This is a genomic window from Pseudoalteromonas sp. ABV4_021 (genome assembly GCF_056159365.1).
Genome location: NZ_JBSWVB010000002.1, coordinates 369,638 through 388,418, shown reverse-complemented (window position 1 = coordinate 388,418; position 18,781 = coordinate 369,638). Strand labels below are relative to the sequence as shown.

Here is an 18,781-nt window from a genome sequence, read left to right as displayed (position 1 = left end):
ACACTATTAACGGGCTGGTTGCTTACTTATAAACTTCAGCCACTTTAAGTAAAACATCCTCATGTAATCTAACTTTAAAATTAGGGTTTACGTAGTTAAACTGCACGAGCCCTTGCTCATCAATCACGTAAATAGCGGGTACAGGTAATACTAATCGAGGTTCGCCGGCTTTATTACGTTTTAGCGGATTGGTTAAATTAAGGCGCTTAACATAACGTTTAGTCGTTTTGGCGTCGGTAAAAAATGCAATACCAAATGCTTTGCTAATCTCACTGTTGTAGTCAGACAATAAATCGTATTGCAGTGACATGGTTTCAACGCTTTTGTTGAGGTCTTTTGGAGCGTCAGTGGAAATGCCAACGAGTTTAAAGCCAAGTTGTTTTAGTTTTGGCTCAATTTTTTTAAGTTGTCCCATTTGGGTATTACAAAACGGGCACCAGCCACCACGATAGAAAAATAAAATTGCTTTATCGCCATTTAGATACTCTTTTAGCGATGTGGTTTTACCGTTTATTTGAGTAACTGGAACATCAGGAATGATCTGTCCGTTCAATAAAGGGGTCACCTCATCACTCGATTCAGCGATTGGCTTTGCGCTAAGTAAAAACGGAACAATAAGTACAATGCAAAGTAAAAAACGTTTCATATTTTGGGGTCCTAGTAATTACGTTACTTACTTGACCCGACAAGCACTTATTAAATTTCATAAGGTTTTAAAAAGATAAAAAAGGTGCTTCGAAGCACCTTTTTTAGTGAGATAAATTAAACCAGTTCTTGTAGCATCTCTTCGCTGTATGGCGTAAGTTCTTCACCACTTTTTATGCGTTCAACGTAATTTGGGTTAGCAATAAATGGACGACCAATGGCAAGCAAGTCAAAACGCCCTTGATTAATTGCCAACTCACCCGATTGGGCACTAAAACCGCCGTTACCCACTAATGTATGCGGATAATTTTCGCGCACGTAGTCAGATACGCGACCACCTAGGTACTCGAAGCGTTGCTCATCGTCAAAAATACCAATGTGTAAATAAGCAAGTTCGCGCTCTGAAAGTGCATCAAGCAAGTAGTCAAATACTGCGCGATCGTCCGTATGGGGTTCAAGGTTAAAATAGGCTCCTGGTGAAATACGAAGCGCTGTACGTTTAGCGCCAATTCGCTCGGAAATAGCGTCTACCACAAGCAGAGCAAAACGTGACATGTTTTCTGGCAAGCCGCCAAATTCATCAGTACGATGATTGCTGTTGTAATGTAAAAATTGGTCTATTAAATAACCATTTGCACCGTGAATTTCAACACCATCGAAACCTGCATCAATGGCGTTGCTTGCCGCTTGCGCATAGTCTTTTACTAATTGCTCAATTTGCGCAACGGTAACAGGGGTCGGCTCAATATATTCAAGTTCACGCATCCGCGGTACAGTACCTTCAACTTTTAACGCACTTGGCGCTAATACATTGTTGCCATTAAAAAAGTGAGGATGAGCAACACGACCTGTGTGCCAAAGTTGCGCAAAAATTTTGCCGCCGTTGTTATGTACTGCCTTTGTAACGCGTTGCCAACCTTGGATTTGTTCCGCGGTGAATAATCCCGGTGTATTTGGGTAACCTTGGCCGTCGGCGCGAATGATAGTCGCTTCTGAAATAATGAGGCCCGCTTGTGCGCGCTTTGCGTAATATGTTGCCATTTGCTCTGTAGGTACGAGGTTTTCATCAGCCATACAGCGTGTTAATGGCGCCATTAAAATGCGGTTTTGTAATGTGATCTCAGCGTTTAACGCAACTTTGTCAAAAAGTGATTTAGCCATGTGTTTATGTCTCGTTAATTTGAATGCTTATTCAAGTTAGCTTTATTTGAATGTTCATTCAAGTGCTTTTTTGAACAAATATTCAAATTAAGTTATATTGACGCACTATTGATTGAGAGGTCCGCTATGAGAAGTGCTGAATTTGATCGCGAAACGGTGTTGCGATCTGCGATGAACGCGTTTATGCATAAGGGATACAACAAAACCAGCATGCAAGACCTAAAGACTGCAACGGGTTTGCATCCAGGCTCTATCTATTGCGCTTTTGAAAATAAAAAAGGGTTACTGCTTGCCGCAATTGGTCAGTATAACCAAGACAGCACGGCATTTTTTAACGCCTTCTTTGAAAAAGCGCCATCGCCATTAGCAGGTTTAAGTGCGTATCTTAACCATATTGTTGAGCAATGTTTAAGTTGCGAACCTGCAGCGTCGTGTTTATTACAAAAAGCACTCAATGAATTGGCGGAGCAAGATTCCGACGTGCAAACACTGGTGACAGAGCAACTTCATCGTTGGCAAGCAGGGTTAGAAGCAATCATTGAGAAAGGTATTATCGCGGGTGAAATTGTTGGTCAGCGTGATGCAAAGTGCAGGGCACGTTCGTTGGTGATGAGTATTTATGGCTTGCGTACGTATGGTTACACACACCCAGAGCCAGATGAGTTAAAAGCACTAGCAAAACAGGTGATTAACGATATTTCTGTTTAGTTATTTGCGTTCAATAATAGGCTTTTATAGCGAAATTAACCTAGCGAGCAATAAATAAACGAACGCTTAATTACTGCGGCAATGAGCGAGATTGAAAGGTGGTTGTTTAAACTTAATGTTTAAATGCGACGGTGAGGCATTTTATAAACAAGGTAGAGCGTAGCTAAAGCAAATATTTAATGTGTTCAAGTATTGCGGCTAATATGGATAGGCTAGGTTTTACCAAGTGAGTAGAAAAACAGGCACAAAAAAAGCGAGTTAAAAACTCGCTTTTTTCTTGTAGTGACTAATTAAAGTACTACAACGTTCGCAGCTTGAAGACCTTTTTGACCGTCTTCAACTTCGAAAGAAACCGCTTGACCTTCAGCAAGAGTTTTGAAACCTTCTGATTGGATTGCACGGAAATGTACGAATACGTCTTTGCCGCCGTCGTTTTGTGAAATAAAGCCAAAACCTTTTGACTCGTCAAACCATTTTACAACGCCATCTACTTTGTTAGACATGTTTTTAACCTTTTTTAAAAGTGTATATATTTTGGTGAATATCACCGTCGGGCTTAATTTATATTTCAGCTAATATCGCATCTAGCATCTGGTACAACTTTTAAAAAGGAGTAACGAAGGAACAACGCAGTAATAGGGATTGATCTATGTTTTAAGCGCTTTGAATCTTAGTCCTTTAGGGGTGTTTTGTCCAGTAAAATTGGCATTTAATAGGTCGGATTAGTTATTAAAGGCTCGATTTTGCGACGATTTACACAAGTGTTACGCACAAATTACACACCTTAATAGCATGACTTGGGTGAAACACTGACATATTTTAATGAACATGTTTTAATTACGTGCGTCTCTAAGATATGCTTTTGGGTTATACCTCATCGCATATGTTAGGCGTAATTAAACGCAAGTATAAAGTAGCGCCGTATAACGCATAATAATAAATTTTGGAGCTTAGCTATGTCGTGCCCACATCATAACTTTCGTGAATTAGAAAAAGACATTCACACCGACTTTAAAGACGATATGTCATATGGTGATTACCTTCAGTTGTCGCAAATCCTCACCGCACAAAAGCCACTATCAAATCAGCATGATGAAATGCTGTTTATTGTCATTCACCAATCGAGTGAACTTTGGTTAAAGCTAGCAGGGCATGAATTAAGCGCCGCAATAGATAATTTAAATAATGGTGATTTTGGCCATGCGTTCAAAGTTATTTCTCGCGTAAAACAAATTTTTAATCAATTAACTCAATCGTGGAATATTTTATCAACATTAACACCGGTTGATTATTTAAAGTTTCGCGATGCCCTTGGTCATTCATCTGGTTTTCAATCATATGGTTACCGCAAGCTTGAGTTTTTACTTGGCAACAAAAACCAAAGTTTATTGAAAGTACATGAGAGTGATGCGCAAGTGCACACTGAATTATCTACTATTCTTAATGCGCCGAGCTTATACGATGTCACTTTATCTATCCTTGCTAAGCAAGGGCTAGAAATTGATGAAAGCCATTTGCAGCGTGATAAAAGCCAGCCGTACGAGAAAAATGAGTCAGTATTAAATGCATGGCTTGAAGTTTATAAAGACGCTGACAAATATTTTGAACTTTACGAGCTTGCTGAAAAATTAGTGGATATTGAAGACAGTTTCCAACAATGGCGTTTTAAACACATGTACACAGTGCAGCGTATAATTGGAAATAAGTCGGGTACCGGTGGATCATCAGGCGTGGCGTTTTTGAAAAAAGCGCTGGATATTAGCTTTTTCCCAGAGTTATTTGAACTTAGAACCAAGCTTTAATAGGAGTAAAGCCAATGACAACCGCACACCAGTTACAAGGGTTTTATTCTGAGTTTGATGTGACCAATCGTATTCTTTTGTCAGGTCACTCGCACCAAGCGTGGCCAAATGCGGCAAAACAAGGGTTAATTGATTGTTTTAACGATGCGGCAAAGCATATTGATGATAAATGGGGCGCAGCATTTGAAAAGGCCGATAAAGTGCGTGATTTTTATCGTACTTTACTCGGAGAATCACAAGGTGAAATCGCGTTAGGCCAATCCACCCATGAATTGATTTTACGGTTCTTATCTGACTTAAGCTGTTTTAAACATAAAAAACAAACACCGATAAAAATCGTCACCACTAATGGTGAATTTCATTCAATGCGTCGCCAGTTAGATCGTCTAAAAGACGTCAATATTGACGTTAAGGTGATTGATACTCAACCACAAGATACTTTGGCAGAGCGTTTAATCAGCGCATTAGATAAAGACACTGATGCAGTGTTAGTGTCTGCAGTGTTTTTTGCATCCAGTCGTATTTTCCACCAAGTTGGCGACGTTGCCCTTGCTGCAGACGCGTTAAACATACCGTGTTTAGTGGATGTGTATCATGCGCTTAATGTAATTCCATTTAGTTTAGCGAGTTGGCAACTTGAAACTGCGTTTATTGTTGGCGGTGGATATAAGTATTGCCAAGCCGGTGAAGGCAACTGCTTTATGCGCATTCCAAAAGGGTATAATGGTAGCCCAATTATTACCGGTTGGTTTGCTGAATTTGAAAGCCTTGATCAAGCACCTGGACAAGTCGGGTATGGCAAAGGGCAAGGTGCATTTGCGGGTTCTACATACGACCCAACAAGTCATTACCGCGCCGCGGCTGTATTTGATTTTTTTAGTGAGCAAGGCTTAAGTGCAGAACGACTTGCTGAAATTAACAAACAGCAAATTAAGCACCTTTGGCAAGGTATTGAAACTATGGCGTTAAATACCGATGTGTTGGCGTTGCCAGATCATGGTATTGAAAATAATGCAGGGTTTTTGTCATTGACGACACCTGAGGCTGCAACTTGGGTGAAAAAGCTAGCGCAGCAGGGAATTCAAACCGATAGTCGTGGAAACCAATTACGCCTAGGGCCAGCACCTTATGTAACAGATGAACAGCTTGATAATGCACTTAATGTAATAGCACATATCGCAAAAACAATGGTATAAACATGTGCTTCAAAGCAGTATTGCCGCCTTTTTTATGAAAAAGCGGTAATGCACAACATTTAGATTTGTGAGGTTGAATTAGTTTATTCGGTATCTCTAAATCCTGACGCTTCGATTAGTAACGTAGATGCTCAGGTTAAAACTCTAAACTTCCTTCTGACAAGGTAGACCTAAACACCTTATTAGACTAATAGCTATAGGCTTACGTTATTACCCACATTTAAATTAAAATGAATCTAAGTGGTTGATTTAAAATTACTAAATTTAAATTATGGCAATGGTTGGTTAAATTTGAAGCGAAAATAGGCCATTTTTCAAATAGCTACTCGACTTATGGCTAACTTTCATTACGCAACGACTCCGTTATGGTGTTTTCATAATAAAAATCTCATCTGTAGTAGGAGATGCAATGACAACACCAACAGACACCAATTGCGATACGCATACCGCAAGTTATGAATCGCTTCACAAACCCAGTTCTGAGTTCAAAACGCGTGATGAATACTTAGAGCATGAATTACAAATTATGCAGCCTAAACGCTGGCGCCCTAATTTACCGTTTCGTGATTATCGTTTTGAATTAGAAGATACCATTCCAGCAATGGCCGGCACCATAGGTAAAGTGGTTATGGTGGGCGCAATTGCAGCGACGTTTGCTGGCCCATTAGGGTTAAGCGATAGCTTTATACTTGAAAACGTGCGCTACGAGTTATTACTAGTTTCACTATTTATTTTACTGTTTTCCGGTTTTTTATTACCTACGGCTAACCTTGCAGGTACCCATGGACCGCTTATTCCGCTAATCCCAATTGTGGTAGCCGCTGGCGGTCACCCAATGGCGTTTGGTTTATTAATTGGCGCATTTGGTTTGCTGCTTGCGATAAGTAAGGGCGGCAGTGTGCTTGCAGGGTTGACCAGTCGGGGCGTATGTGGGGGCTTGTTGCTTTACCTTGGTTTTATTGGCACGACGTCGCAGGTTAAAAAGCTATTTGCCTGGGCTGAAAGCATAAATATGGCGCATATTGCGTTTGTTATCATTTTCACCACAATTTTACTTTATGCACTACTTGAACACTTTAAGAAGCGTTGGCTTGCTGTGCCGCTAAGTTGTTTACTCGGTGGTGGCCTTGCCTTTATGTTAGGCGCGCCGTTTGAATTTAAAACAGGTCCAGGTTTACCAAATATGGAACCTATGTACTGGTGGGGTGAAAGCACCGGTTGGATGTTAGGCTTACCCACCTTAGAGAGCTTTATTGTAGTGCTACCATTTGCTGTGCTTGCAGTGGCTATGTGGTCTCCTGATTTCTTAGGCCACCAAGTGTTTCAGAAAATTAGTTACCCAGAGCGCACTGAAAAAGTACAAATGAACATTGATGACACTATGTTAAGCGCATCGGCACGACAAACATTCGGTTCAATTATGGGCGGTGCAAACTTTACATCGTCTTGGGGCACATACATTGTACCTGCGGCTATCGCTAAGCGTCCTATTCCAGCAGGTGCGGTGTTAACTGCGCTGTTTTGTATTATTGCTGGTATTTGGGGCTACCCAATGGACCTTGCGATATGGCAACCTGTGCTGTGTGTTGCACTCATTGTGGGAGTGTTTATTCCATTACTAGAAGCGGGTATGGAAATGACCCGCGAAGGAAAAACCACACAATCAGCGGCAATTGTTGTGTTCTCATCTGCGTTGGTAAACCCTGCATTTGGTTGGTCTTTAACCATGTTGTTGGATAATTTGGGCTTAATTGGCTGTAAAGAGCGCTCTAAAGAATTAACGTCGATGAACCGCTGGATTATTCCACTTATTATGTTTGTTGTGCTTACGGGCGTGATGGCATTAGTAGGCTTGCTACCGGGTCTTCCGGCAATTATGCCGAGCTTTCGATAGTTAAAAAGGTTATTTCGCCAAACGTAACTGGTTTGGCGTTTTTCCCGTTAAACGTTTTAGCAGGCGACGAAAATTGGTTAAATCATTGATTGCCAGTTTGTCGCAGATGGTTTGATTTGATGCAGAAGTTTGCATTAAGTGAAACAAGGTCACGTTTTTAAGGATCTGATCTTTTTCGTACTTAAAGCTGGTATTGTGAGCCTGTAATTTACGCTTTAATGTTGCCGGGCTCATTGATAAATGGGCTGCGGCAGTGTCTAACGTTGTATTGGGTTTACAGGCAATGTGCTGCGCTAGAACGGTAAGTAGGCTGTTTAATTTTTGTTTTTTAGTCAGCTTATAAAATGCTTGTCGTCTTAAAATAGTGCTGCTGTCTTTAGCCGGTATATCCAATTGTGCGCTGTTTATCGATATCAACAGCAATGGCTTATCAAATATCACAGTGTGTTTTATAAACGTGTGGTAATACTCAAGGTGTTTAGGCGCTCTAAATGGCAATTGTATGGTGATATCAAGTTGTGGAAACCGCCAGTCAATAAAGTGGCACACAATACTTATTAAGGTTTCATAAAAGAAACGTTCAACGCGCTCGCTGCAATGTTTAATTCCCACATCAATAACAAAATGCCGCTGTTGTTCGCTGTTAAATTCGCTAAATTTACAAAAAGGAAAAAACTCATTATTAAAGCATTTTAGCAGCTTGAAAACATGCGTTAGATTGCGCGCGTTTTCAATTGCGGTTTTTATCTCAGAATTGTAATGATTAAAAAACTGTTGACCAATTTGAAAGCTAAAATCGTTATGCGGCAGCACATTCATACTATTGTGACAACAGATCGCTAACTGATCAAAGCTAATGTTTATGTCACTTTTTAAAAGGTCGTAATAAGCCAATTTGCTGCCGTTTAGCACTTTACCAGTATCTACGCCTTGCTGCTGACACAGTTCAAGTAAAGGCAATAACAAAAGTGCACTCGGAATTACCTTATCGCTGCATTCAAAAAAGGTCACGTTTGCCACACTATGCCACCTGCTTTTGTAGCGTTAGGGTGTGGTTTAATCGCATCAGCAAAGAGGTCACATCATCGCCACGCGTTACCTCAATACTTGACTGATGAATTGCGTTAAAAAGGGTTTTATTGTCAAAATACAAGACATGTTGCTTGACCATATTTGCAACATGGGTGTTAATTACTTGGGCTTGATGCTGTTTAGTATTTGGCATCAATACAATAAAACGGTCTCCTGCGTAGCGGCAGGCTAAATCGGTGTCGCGAATGTTTACTTGAATTAAGCTGGCAATATCATGTAATAGTTTATTGGCTGATAGTCGACCTTGTTCGCGCAAATAAAGGTTAAATGATTTGATGTCGAACACACTCACGCAAAATGGTGTGTTATGGGTATTGAAGTGAACAAGCTCAGCGGCAATTTGCTTTTTCATGTAGCTGGCTGAATACAAACCCGAAACCATATCGTAAAAACTGTGTTCTCGATAAAAACGCTCGCTTTTGATTAATCGATTATTAATTATTTGCTGCTCTTTATGCCAGTAGTAAAGCGCGAAACTCATCATCACCAGTCCAAGTACTGCGGGAATTGCCTCAAGCCGAGAAAACCACGCATACTCATTTTTGTAGCGAAAAAATTCATCGAGCAGGTCAAGTAACATGGAAAAATGCACCATGCTGATGCCAATAAATAACAGCGTTGTTAACTTTCCTTTGGGGCGGGTGTAAAGCGTGACAATTAACCAGCATAACGTAATTACAGCAATGCCGCCCTCACCAATAACATCGAGCCATTTGATACTGGCAACGGGTTTTGCGTTACTCATGTGTATAAACGATATGATCAAGAGTAGTAAGCAGGTGAGAAAGGTAAATACTAAATGTTTGTGCAGTGTAAGGTTGGTGGTTTTCATAACAATTGAACAGGTTTTTTGTTCATTTTCTTGGGTTTTAAGCAATATGAGTAGGGTTAGATTAGCTCATAAAAGGTATCAATTTTATGACAATCATTGTGTCCTTACAGGGATAATGGAGTTTTAGCTTGATGCAAGGGGGTTAATTCAGCTCATAACACAGTAAATCAAATGGATTTTAAGCTATATCAGTGTCTAGTTGATTGTACTGCAATATTTTTTTCATATCTCCCAAGTAGGGTAACGCTGTCTTTGCAACGAGCGCTAGACAACAGAATCTCTCGGCATATGCCTTAACCCCTGAAAGAGAATAATAATGGAAAGTAATAAACCGTCAGTTTTTAAGCGTACGCAACTTACTCTTGCTGTACTTGCTAGTTGTTTATCCTGCCAAGTAGCAGCGAATACCGTTTCTGGTCGCGTTAGCGATGCTAATCAAAAAGTGTATTTCGAAGGTGCTAAAGTCGAAATTCAAGAACTCAATAAAAGCGTTGTGACGGCGCGTGATGGTTCGTATTCGTTAACTAACTTGCCTGCGGGTGACTACACGTTAGTCATCTCGTACCTTGGTGCTTTGCCTAAAAAAATTAGTATAACAATTAACGAAAGTGGCATTGTAGAGAAAAATGTGCGCTTGTCGTCGGCTCAAACCGCAATCGAAGACATGATAGTCGTTGGCACTAGAGCGGGACAAGCCGGTGCAATTAACCGTCAGAAAAACGCATTAAGTATAAAATCCATTGTGAGCAGTGATTCTATCGGCCAATTGCCTGATCAAAACGCGGCAGAAGCGCTGCAGCGTTTACCTGGTATGTTTATTCAACGCGACCAAGGAGAAGGGCGCTTTGTTGGTATACGTGGTATTGACCCGAATCTAAACAACGTAACGATTAACGGTGCAAATGTACCATCGCCAGAAGCTGGCGTGCGAAGCGTTGCAATGGATGTGATCCCAAGCGAATTAGTGCAAAGTTTAGAAGTTAGCAAAACCGTGACACCTGATATGGACGCAAGTGCAGTAGGTGGTTCGATTGATGTTAAAAGCTTAAGTGCATTTGACCGAGAAGGGCAAAGCTACAGTGCCACGGTACAAGGGTCATACAATGAGCAAGTAAGTGAGAGCAGCCCAAAAATATCAGCAAGTTTTACTGACGTATATGAACTAGATAACGGCAATGAACTCGGTGTTGCAACTGCGGTAAGTTGGTTTGAACGCAAGTTTGGCTCACACAATTCAGAAGTTGATGGTGGCTGGAATGAGATGGAAGTTGAAGGCCAATCAAGTGGTGACGACATAAACTTTTTCGGCGCTGAAGAGATTGAACAACGTCATTATCTAGTAACCCGTGAACGCTTAGGTGCTGCACTTAACTTAGATTATAAAACAACGGGCAACTCTGAATATTATTTGCGTACTTTGTGGAGTGAATTTGCTGATGATGAATTCCGTTTACGCAATGAATATAAGTTTGATAAAGGTACTGTGCTTGAAGATAGCATCAGCGACAGCACAGCGACATTTGTTGACGCAGAAATGGACCGCGATACAAAAGACCGCTATGAGACACAGCAAATTCTCTCTATGGTGTTAGGCGGTAAAAATCACCTAAACGATTGGTTTGTTGAATACGATTTAGGGTATTCGAAATCAAATGAAAAAGAACCTGATCGCATTGATGCGGACTTTGCAGGCGAAGGCTTTATTTTAGGCTATAACACGACAAATGATGCACCTAATTTAGCCCATTCACCCAACGCACATGATTTATCAAACTTTGAGCTTGATGAAATTGTAAGTGAAAACAATGTGTCGGAAGATGAAGCGCTAAGTGTAAAGTTTGATATCAGTAAAGATTTTGTGTGGCAAAACAACAATGCTGAGTTGAAATTTGGTGCAAAATACCAAACGCGGGAAAAATTTAACGACGTAAACGTGGTTGTTTTTGATGGCGGCTTTAACGATGCATTAGCGAGTCAATTTGCAGCGGGTGCACCAGATTACGATTTGGGCTCATTTGGACCAGGACTATCGCGTAGCGATATTGCACAATTTGTTAACGCTAATAAATCAAATTTTGATGTAAACACCATTGATTCGAAAATTGATAGCTTTGGACAAAGTTATACCAGTGATGAAGACATTTTAGCGGCATATGGCATGATCACGATGGATATCAACGCTTGGCATATTGTTGCAGGTGTGCGTTATGAAGACACGTCATTTTCAACCGCAGGTAACCGTGTTGAATTAGTTGCTGATGACATTAATGACAGTGAATTTGTAGAAATTTCACCGTGGCAAGTAGATAAAGATTACAGCCACTTTTTACCGAGTTTAAATGTTAAGTATGACGTAAGCGAAAAGCTTATTACGCGTTTTGCTTACACCAATACCATTGCTCGCCCAACATTTGGCGACAGCGCTGCGTATCAATTAATTGAAACCGAAATTGTTGATGAAGATGGCGAAACAATCACTGAGCGTAAGGCAGAGGTGGGTAATCCGGATCTAGACCCGTACGAGTCACTTAACCTTGATGCATCAATTGAATATTACCCAGGCAATATTGGTGTAATGTCGGCGGGGCTATTTTACAAAGATATTGATAACTTTATTGTAATGGCTGAAGTGCAAGACAACGGCTCGTGGAATGGCTTTGCAGAAGTAATGCAGCCAATTAATGGTGGCAGCGCGTCACTTATAGGTGTTGAAATAGCGTGGACCAAAAACTTTAAAAATGGTTTGATGTTTTCAGCCAATGGTACTTTTGTTGATGCTGATGATAAGTTGCCAAATCAATCAGATACCGTTGCTAATCTTATGTTTGGCTATGAAACCGCTAAAATTAGTGCACGTTTAAGCGCTAGTTACAAAAGCGAAGCGTATCAATATGAGCTAGGTGATAAAGGGGTTTACGAACAAGCTCATACCCAACTTGATTTAAGTACTAAATACTATATTAACCAACAAACCCAAGTGTACTTTAACGCCGTGAACATTACTGACGAGCCATATTACTTGTCGCATGGTAATCAGCGTTACAGCCTACAATATGAAACATACGGACGTTCGTTCGAACTCGGATTTACTTTTACATCTTTCTAAATGAGGTGCCGCTAGCCAAGCGCTAGCGGCGATTTGTATGAAAAAAATAACCATTTTAACAAGTTTTTTATTGGCAACGAGCGCATTACCAGCGCACTCAAACGAGCGAATTTCGTTTTTAGCATTTGGCGATGGCGGTTATCACCCAGATTATCCAAAACAAAAACACGTAACAAAGCCAAAAACTAAAGCTGAATTTATTGCTGCTGAAAAAAAAGATTGGCTAGAAGAACACCGCCCAATCGAAGAGTTTGGTCATGCGCCAATTTATGTTTATCCGGGCACCGAGATTGCCACTGAGGACACTGGAGCTTCAAGTGTAGGCAAGGCAATGGCAACGCTTTGTAAAAACGTTGCATGTCAGTTTGGTATTCAACTGGGTGATAATATTTACCCTGATGGTGCAGATGCGAACGATGGAAAAGACGACCAAAAACGCATGAACGACCTTATTTTAGCACCGCTAAAGCCTTTGTTTGAGCAGCAACCGGAGTTAGTTGTGTACTCTGCGTTGGGTAACCACGACTGGAAAACATCGCGTAAAGGGGTTGCATTACAAACAGCTTGGATGGCAAAACAGCCTAATTTCCACATGGATAAACAAGGGTATTATCGTTTTACGAAAGGCTCGCCCGGAAATGATGTGGAATTTTTTGTGTTAGATACCAACATGCTGCTATCAGGTCAGCATTACTATGAAATTCCACTAGCGAAAGATGGCAGTGAGCAAGGTTTAGCAACGGCACTTGCTAACGGGCAAGCAGAAGTCGAAGACATTGAAAAACACGAAGTACCACTTGATGGTGAAGATCATAAACAGCTTGCATGGCTAGCTAATGGCTTAAAAACCTCAAAAGCAAAATGGAAAATTGTCTATGGTCACCATATCTTATGGTCAATTGGTGGCACAAAATACGATGAAGGCCATGTATTAAGGCGCTTAATTTTGCCTGAACTATGCCAATATGCGGATGCGTATATTGCAGGACATGAACACGACTTAGAGTTGTTAGCTGATGATTGTTCGCGCGTTTCAACTGAAAAAAAACCACCATTACCGCTTATAATTAGTGGCGCTGCGTCTAAAATGCGCGGTGTACACCGCGGCCTGGCAAACTATCAAGAGCGTCAATATCAGGAATATGATCTCATCTGGAACAAGGCATTCACTTGGGGATTTGCCCATATTGAACTCGATAATCAACAAGATGAGTTAAACGTTAACTTTTATACGACACCAACCAATAAAAGTGGTGAGTTAGTAAAAGAAAAGAGCTTTAGTTTTAAACATCGCAGTAACTAACGTGATTTTTGACTAAAAGTTTTTTAAACATTATTTTTGAAAAATGACCTTTAAACTTAAGTTTTTAAATTAGCCCATATTTGATTTAACGTTTTGGATATGGGCTTTATTTTTACAGATAGGTAGTTCTGAGTGAGGGTTGGTTGCTGATAAAGCCTTACTCAAACCACAAAATATAATGTGTTAAGTGTACTAGCTCAAACTTGAGCTGACAGTTACTCGTTTTTAAATTTGGCTTGGGAAAGCACATTCGTCTTTAAACTTTCTCTCACCTGCTAAGAGGAAGCTCCGCCAGCTTATTTAATTTATGCCTCAAAAAATGAGTTAACGTATCTACTTAAAATGAGGCTTTACTCGTGTGTTTTTGCCGAGGCTATTATTTGTTACTTATGAACAACTAACGTGTTCTAATTTTCATGCCCATGTTAGCATACAAAAAAGTGATTTTTGAGTATATGGATGAATACAGTAACTTTTTCTCGTTATGCGACATTATTTGTATATGGTTTGGTAACCTATTTCATATTTGCAATTTTTTCATCGGTAACGAGTATCCAAACTCTTTGGCTGGGGTGGTCTAACTTTCTTCAAAAAACATTAATTAGTACTAATTTATCGGTCATTAATGGTTACGCAATATTATTGTTTTTAGGTGGTCTAACCGTTAATAAGATTGCAGGAAACTTTTCTGTTTATGATAAGGAAAGGTATTGGCATTTTAACTTGCGCTATCCTTCTTTGATGCTTTCTGTAATTTGCTGTATCTCTATTTGGCTAGTTTATGATTTTAAGTCTAATTATAGATTGTTAAGTTACGAATTTATCCTCACATATTTTCCTCTGCTATTGGGGTTAATATGCATGCCTTCTCTTGTGCTTATTCAAAATGTTCTCAAAAATCTGCGCTCTATTTTAAAGCACTCCAGCAGTACTCATAACTCGAATGAACAAGTACCTCAACTTCATAGCTCGACACAATATATCTCTGATGAGATTGCCTCTGCTTTAAATAACAAATCAGGAAAAAGCATACGTATTGCCGTGTGTGGGCCGTTTGGTGTAGGCAAAACAACCGCTATAAACTCGGCTATTGAAACCATAAAGTCTAAAAAAGAGAGTCCAAAATTAGTTCATTGCAATATCGAATTATGGGGCGTTGAGACGGAGTCTATTATCCTGTTTGTTCTTGATGAAGTGTTAATTGCGCTAGGTAAAGAAATAGATATGTGTAAGTTTAGGTCTTTGCCCTCACATTATATTTCAGCCATGAATGCCGGAAACACATCATCTAAAGTAATAGCTGCATTTATACATAAGCCAACTTCACCAGATGTGATTTTAAAAAGTTTAAGTAATGTAATTGATGCTGCTAATTTGAGGCTAATAGTAACAATACAAGATCTCGATCGAAATAAAGAGGCTTCAGCGAGCCTTGAGGCACTAGCTGGCCTCCTTGATAGGCTAGAAGAAATTAAAGGAATTGATTATATTTTTGCAGGTGAAAACACCCCTCAATTTTCAGATACATTGCTACGTATTTGTCCTATAAGGTTAGATTTCCCAGTACCAAATTTCAAAGAAGATGTAATCAATTTGGTAGATGAATTAATTGATCAAGATTTACAAAAGTATTATGAAGATGTGCTGCCATATTCTGAGCAAAAAAAGTGCCCAACATTAATTAACAAGCTATTGCCTTCACACAGGCATTTTCAGACCTTATCAAGCCAAATCGAGTCCTCATGGGAAAAAGTCAAAGGTGAAGTGATGCTCTATGACTTTATCTTAATTCAGGCTTTAAAAAATAATCAACCAACACTATATGACCTTCTATATCAGATGTTAAATGCTGACATACTTAGTAAAGAAATAAGATTTAATGCATTCATCGATAAACATTTTCCTAACTCTACTCCTCAAATGGAAGAAATTGTAAAGGATACACTTAAGCACTTTAATTTTATCGAGTTATTTGGAATGCCAGATGACCAAAATGAAACACTAGGTAGAGTTATTTCTTTACAAAACATTGAGAATCATATTTTTTCACTAAATAACGAACGAATTCAAAGTATTTTATTTTCTGGTTTTATCAATGATGGTGAGCCTAAGCAATTTATGGTGTATGAGACTATTTCTCAAGTTGTACAAGGCAATGAGATTGCCTTAGAAACTTTATGTAACGGGTTTAAAGATGGAGTAAATCGACAGTTTTGGGTTGATTCAGTAAAGTCATATGGATGGGCTATGTTACATAATAAAATCGAAGAGGTTGATATTGCTAAATCTTTAGTCCATCGTGCAGTTATGCTTGATTCAAAAGAGGGTTCTCAATATCTACTTGATAGTTTGAGAATAAGAGGAAGTATATCAAATAACTCAAATAGTGGTTTAAGAAGTTATCTATACTCAGAGGCCGCCGTAGAGGATTTTTGTAGCCTAAGGTCAAGTTTTAAATTTAATACTTTTTTTGAAATTGTAAATATTTACTTGAGTTATAGTCGTTATCGTATATTCAACAATGATGAATCAGAGCCAGTTGAAAAGTATCTAAATTTGATCGTAAATCGTTTTATAAACAGTGATAGACAGGGTCAAATGATTTTACTCATCTTTTGTACTATTGTGCCTAAAGATACTGCTTTTATGCTGGAAAAGCATACCTTGTATTTACTTTTAAATACGCTTAAAAACATTGAGTTAGAAAGTGTTCGTGATCGCGACGAATATGAACGCTTAATAATGATTAATCAAAATAGTAATAAAGAAGATATCGATAAAGGTTTCAGAGCCGATAAAAATAAAGCCATTGAATTTGTTAATAAAATAATAAAATCAAAGTAAGAATAAATTAACTAAATTAATGGAATCAGAGTTGCTGTTATTTAGCAGAGCCAATAAACGCTTTTGGCCGCACAAAGCGACTCCTCCGCTTATGAGTTAGATAAACGTCTGGTTTGCAATTGAGTTTAATACATAACGTTGCATTTGAGCGGTATCTATTAGCACACATACGACTACAAAATTTCTAAAATCTAAAAATTGAATCTGACAAAGTAAGTTAAGCTTTTCCAATACAATAAGACCCAATTGCTGTTTTACATAGCGTTTAGTCTTGCTGCGCATTAATAATATTTAAATTCTGTTTATCTACAAAAAAGCCGGCTTGGGTATAGGCTTTCTCTATTGCGCCTTGGTTGCATAACATGTTTAGTCCTTTTTCAAGGGCTAGGTATGCTTGTGAGCCAAGAGGGTGATTACGGCTAATAACAAAGTGACGACTGTCTTTCAGCTCTATTGCAACATTTGGTACAGGTACCAAATTGATTTTATCGAGCTTAAAACTTTGGTCAGCAGTTGAATTAAATGGCATTAACATAAAGTCTACCCAGCCAGTATTGACCATACGCGCCATACTGATCCACTCGTGCTCAATGAATAACTCTTTGAGCGGTAAATCTGAGAGTGTTTTCCAATCGGTGCGCCATTTTGGCGTTGATACCGCACTTAAACGTTTAAAATCGCTCATTTGAGTTAAGCTAAGAGATCTTTCTCGCCCTGCTTTAGTATAAACCCCAGCAATATATTCACCTTGGCGGATCACCGGTTTGCTAATGTGCAAATATTTGGCTTTAGCATGTGCGTCAGTTAACCAATAAGTGTCGAAACTAATCAAGAGCTTACCGGTTTCTAGCATACGGGTATTACGAAAATTCACTTTACCTGGAATGTAATTGAAACTGTGGTGAAAACCGCCTAATTTAAGTGCCTTTTGTGCAATTATCATATCGACTACATCGCGTCGAATTGCATCTCCTTTAAAATTGGAGATTGTGGAAATGTCACGGCCATTGACAAACGTTTGATAATCCTTGTACACATCATCGCGAATATAAATATCGATGATCTGAGCAAAGGCTAAACCATGATTGAAAAGTAACAAGCTAAAAAGTACTGCGCGCATAAATTCTCGCGGTTAGGTTAATACGCTCCGTATTTAACAAAGTCCCTACACAATAAATATGGCACAAACGACGTGACAAATGAATACACTATCAGTTATATACGGTGTAAATCTTCTCAGGATCATATTGACGTGTTTATGCGTATTGCACCTAAAACTTATATGACTTTAGGTGCAAGATATCAGGTGGCGTAAACCAGTACGCGCTAGTATTTGCGTCTTTCTAAACCGGTTTCGGCGAGGATTTTCGCGGAGATTTCTTCAACTGAAAAGTGTGTTGAACTTAGATGAGGAATTTTATTTTTCTTATAGAGCATTTCAGCTTCTCGTACCTCAAGGCGGCACTGCCTTAGCGACGCGTATTTACTGTTGGCCATACGTTCGTTACGAATCGCAGCAAGGCGCTCAGGGTTTATTGTTAAACCAAACAGTTTCTTTTTGTGATTTTTAAGCGCGTTAGGCAAACGCATCATATCTAAATCATCTTCAGTCAGTGGGTAGTTAGCCGCTTTTATGCCGTACTGAAGTGCTAAATATAAGCTGGTGGGCGTTTTACCACTGCGACTGACACCGACCAATATAATATCGGCTTCGTCGTAATCTTTTAAATTGCTGCCATCGTCGTTGGCAAGTGCATAGTTAACGGCATCGATTCTGAAATCGTAGCTTTTTTCATGGATTGAGTGAGTTCGGTGTGTGCGTGGCACGGGTTCAACGCCAATCGTATCTTTTACTTGGCCGCTGTACGCGGTTAAAAAGTCAAAGCATTGTCCTTGTGACGATAAAATGATGTCGCTTAACTGAGGATCAACAAAGGTAAAAAACACTAAAGGCTTTTCACCACTTAATTTAAACGCTTTATCAATTTGCAATTTAACTTCGTATGCTTTTTGTTCAGTTTCAACAAACGGAATGGTGATGTGTTTAAATTCGACAGGAAATAACGACAAGGTAGCATGACCAAATACTTCACTGGTAATTGCTGTACCGTCGGATATATAAAATGCGCTGCGCATAATAACCTTATTTTTGTTGTGAGAGCGTTTATATAAGAGCAAATAATTAAACACGACACAAC

The 18,781-nt window shown here is 39.4% G+C and carries 14 protein-coding genes; 7 read left to right on the top strand and 7 right to left on the bottom strand.

Annotated features, from left to right (window positions below; genetic code table 11):
• Window positions 1–22: 22 nt before the first annotated feature.
• Window positions 23–646 (bottom strand): peroxiredoxin-like family protein, encoded by a 624-nt coding sequence (locus tag ACXAFE_RS16085; protein WP_475154679.1) that lies wholly within the window; start codon window positions 644–646, stop codon window positions 23–25.
• A gap of 116 nt (window positions 647–762) precedes the next feature.
• Window positions 763–1,806 carry an alkene reductase gene (locus tag ACXAFE_RS16080; protein WP_475154676.1) on the bottom strand — a complete coding sequence of 348 codons (1,044 nt, stop codon included), beginning with the start codon at window positions 1,804–1,806 and terminating at the stop codon, window positions 763–765.
• 126 nt (window positions 1,807–1,932) lie between these two features.
• Here ACXAFE_RS16080 and ACXAFE_RS16075 point away from each other — a divergent pair, with 126 nt between their 5' ends.
• Window positions 1,933–2,514 (top strand): TetR/AcrR family transcriptional regulator, encoded by a 582-nt coding sequence (locus ACXAFE_RS16075; RefSeq protein ID WP_475154674.1) that lies wholly within the window; start codon window positions 1,933–1,935, stop codon window positions 2,512–2,514.
• A gap of 290 nt (window positions 2,515–2,804) precedes the next feature.
• Here the strand turns inward: ACXAFE_RS16075 and cspE are convergent, their stop codons facing one another.
• Complete coding sequence (gene cspE, locus ACXAFE_RS16070) at window positions 2,805–3,017, bottom strand: transcription antiterminator/RNA stability regulator CspE (RefSeq protein WP_054979221.1); 213 nt, start codon at window positions 3,015–3,017, stop codon at window positions 2,805–2,807.
• A gap of 453 nt (window positions 3,018–3,470) precedes the next feature.
• Between cspE and kynA the strand changes: the two genes are divergently transcribed.
• The 3 genes from kynA (at window position 3,471) to ACXAFE_RS16055 (ending at window position 7,406) form a co-directional block, all read left to right on the top strand.
• Window positions 3,471–4,316 (top strand): tryptophan 2,3-dioxygenase, encoded by an 846-nt coding sequence (gene kynA / locus ACXAFE_RS16065; protein WP_475154670.1) that lies wholly within the window; start codon window positions 3,471–3,473, stop codon window positions 4,314–4,316.
• A 14-nt stretch (window positions 4,317–4,330) separates the two neighbouring features.
• Window positions 4,331–5,512, top strand: coding sequence for a kynureninase (locus ACXAFE_RS16060; RefSeq protein ID WP_475154668.1), 1,182 nt, complete (start codon window positions 4,331–4,333; stop codon window positions 5,510–5,512).
• 409 nt (window positions 5,513–5,921) lie between these two features.
• On the top strand, window positions 5,922–7,406 hold the full coding sequence (locus tag ACXAFE_RS16055; protein ID WP_475154666.1) for a DUF3360 family protein: 1,485 nt from the start codon (window positions 5,922–5,924) through the stop codon (window positions 7,404–7,406).
• A gap of 9 nt (window positions 7,407–7,415) precedes the next feature.
• Here the strand turns inward: ACXAFE_RS16055 and ACXAFE_RS16050 are convergent, their stop codons facing one another.
• Both ACXAFE_RS16050 and ACXAFE_RS16045 read right to left on the bottom strand, forming a co-directional pair.
• Window positions 7,416–8,426, bottom strand: coding sequence for a helix-turn-helix domain-containing protein (locus ACXAFE_RS16050; protein ID WP_475154663.1), 1,011 nt, complete (start codon window positions 8,424–8,426; stop codon window positions 7,416–7,418).
• A 1-nt stretch (window position 8,427) separates the two neighbouring features.
• Window positions 8,428–9,243, bottom strand: coding sequence for a GGDEF domain-containing protein (locus tag ACXAFE_RS16045; protein WP_475154660.1), 816 nt, complete (start codon window positions 9,241–9,243; stop codon window positions 8,428–8,430).
• Between the two features lie 403 nt (window positions 9,244–9,646).
• Between ACXAFE_RS16045 and ACXAFE_RS16040 the strand changes: the two genes are divergently transcribed.
• From ACXAFE_RS16040 to ACXAFE_RS16030, 3 genes are all read left to right on the top strand, one after another.
• Entirely contained in the window at window positions 9,647–12,436 is a 2,790-nt protein-coding gene (locus ACXAFE_RS16040) for a TonB-dependent receptor (protein ID WP_475154657.1), read from the top strand.
• A 37-nt stretch (window positions 12,437–12,473) separates the two neighbouring features.
• A complete protein-coding gene (locus ACXAFE_RS16035) occupies window positions 12,474–13,739 on the top strand; it encodes a metallophosphoesterase (RefSeq protein WP_475154655.1) in 1,266 nt (421 codons plus the stop codon).
• Between the two features lie 459 nt (window positions 13,740–14,198).
• Complete coding sequence (locus tag ACXAFE_RS16030) at window positions 14,199–16,583, top strand: P-loop NTPase fold protein (RefSeq protein WP_475154652.1); 2,385 nt, start codon at window positions 14,199–14,201, stop codon at window positions 16,581–16,583.
• Between the two features lie 265 nt (window positions 16,584–16,848).
• Here the strand turns inward: ACXAFE_RS16030 and ACXAFE_RS16025 are convergent, their stop codons facing one another.
• A complete protein-coding gene (locus ACXAFE_RS16025) occupies window positions 16,849–17,703 on the bottom strand; it encodes a hypothetical protein (protein ID WP_475154650.1) in 855 nt (284 codons plus the stop codon).
• Between the two features lie 206 nt (window positions 17,704–17,909).
• Entirely contained in the window at window positions 17,910–18,719 is an 810-nt protein-coding gene (gene ppsR / locus ACXAFE_RS16020) for a posphoenolpyruvate synthetase regulatory kinase/phosphorylase PpsR (protein WP_054979829.1), read from the bottom strand.
• Window positions 18,720–18,781 lie beyond the last annotated feature (62 nt).

What these genes read in the sequence shown, in the direction of transcription:
- ACXAFE_RS16085 (WP_475154679.1), bottom strand. Translation starts at nt 646, where the DNA reads ATGAAACGTTTTTTACTTTGCATTGTACTTATTGTTCCGTTTTTACTT.
- ACXAFE_RS16080 (WP_475154676.1), bottom strand. Translation starts at nt 1,806, where the DNA reads ATGGCTAAATCACTTTTTGACAAAGTTGCGTTAAACGCTGAGATCACA.
- ACXAFE_RS16075 (WP_475154674.1), top strand. Translation starts at nt 1,933, where the DNA reads ATGAGAAGTGCTGAATTTGATCGCGAAACGGTGTTGCGATCTGCGATG.
- cspE (WP_054979221.1), bottom strand. Translation starts at nt 3,017, where the DNA reads ATGTCTAACAAAGTAGATGGCGTTGTAAAATGGTTTGACGAGTCAAAA.
- kynA (WP_475154670.1), top strand. Translation starts at nt 3,471, where the DNA reads ATGTCGTGCCCACATCATAACTTTCGTGAATTAGAAAAAGACATTCAC.
- ACXAFE_RS16060 (WP_475154668.1), top strand. Translation starts at nt 4,331, where the DNA reads ATGACAACCGCACACCAGTTACAAGGGTTTTATTCTGAGTTTGATGTG.
- ACXAFE_RS16055 (WP_475154666.1), top strand. Translation starts at nt 5,922, where the DNA reads ATGACAACACCAACAGACACCAATTGCGATACGCATACCGCAAGTTAT.
- ACXAFE_RS16045 (WP_475154660.1), bottom strand. Translation starts at nt 9,243, where the DNA reads ATGAGTAACGCAAAACCCGTTGCCAGTATCAAATGGCTCGATGTTATT.
- ACXAFE_RS16040 (WP_475154657.1), top strand. Translation starts at nt 9,647, where the DNA reads ATGGAAAGTAATAAACCGTCAGTTTTTAAGCGTACGCAACTTACTCTT.
- ACXAFE_RS16035 (WP_475154655.1), top strand. Translation starts at nt 12,474, where the DNA reads ATGAAAAAAATAACCATTTTAACAAGTTTTTTATTGGCAACGAGCGCA.
- ACXAFE_RS16030 (WP_475154652.1), top strand. Translation starts at nt 14,199, where the DNA reads ATGAATACAGTAACTTTTTCTCGTTATGCGACATTATTTGTATATGGT.
- ACXAFE_RS16025 (WP_475154650.1), bottom strand. Translation starts at nt 17,703, where the DNA reads ATGCGCGCAGTACTTTTTAGCTTGTTACTTTTCAATCATGGTTTAGCC.
- ppsR (WP_054979829.1), bottom strand. Translation starts at nt 18,719, where the DNA reads ATGCGCAGCGCATTTTATATATCCGACGGTACAGCAATTACCAGTGAA.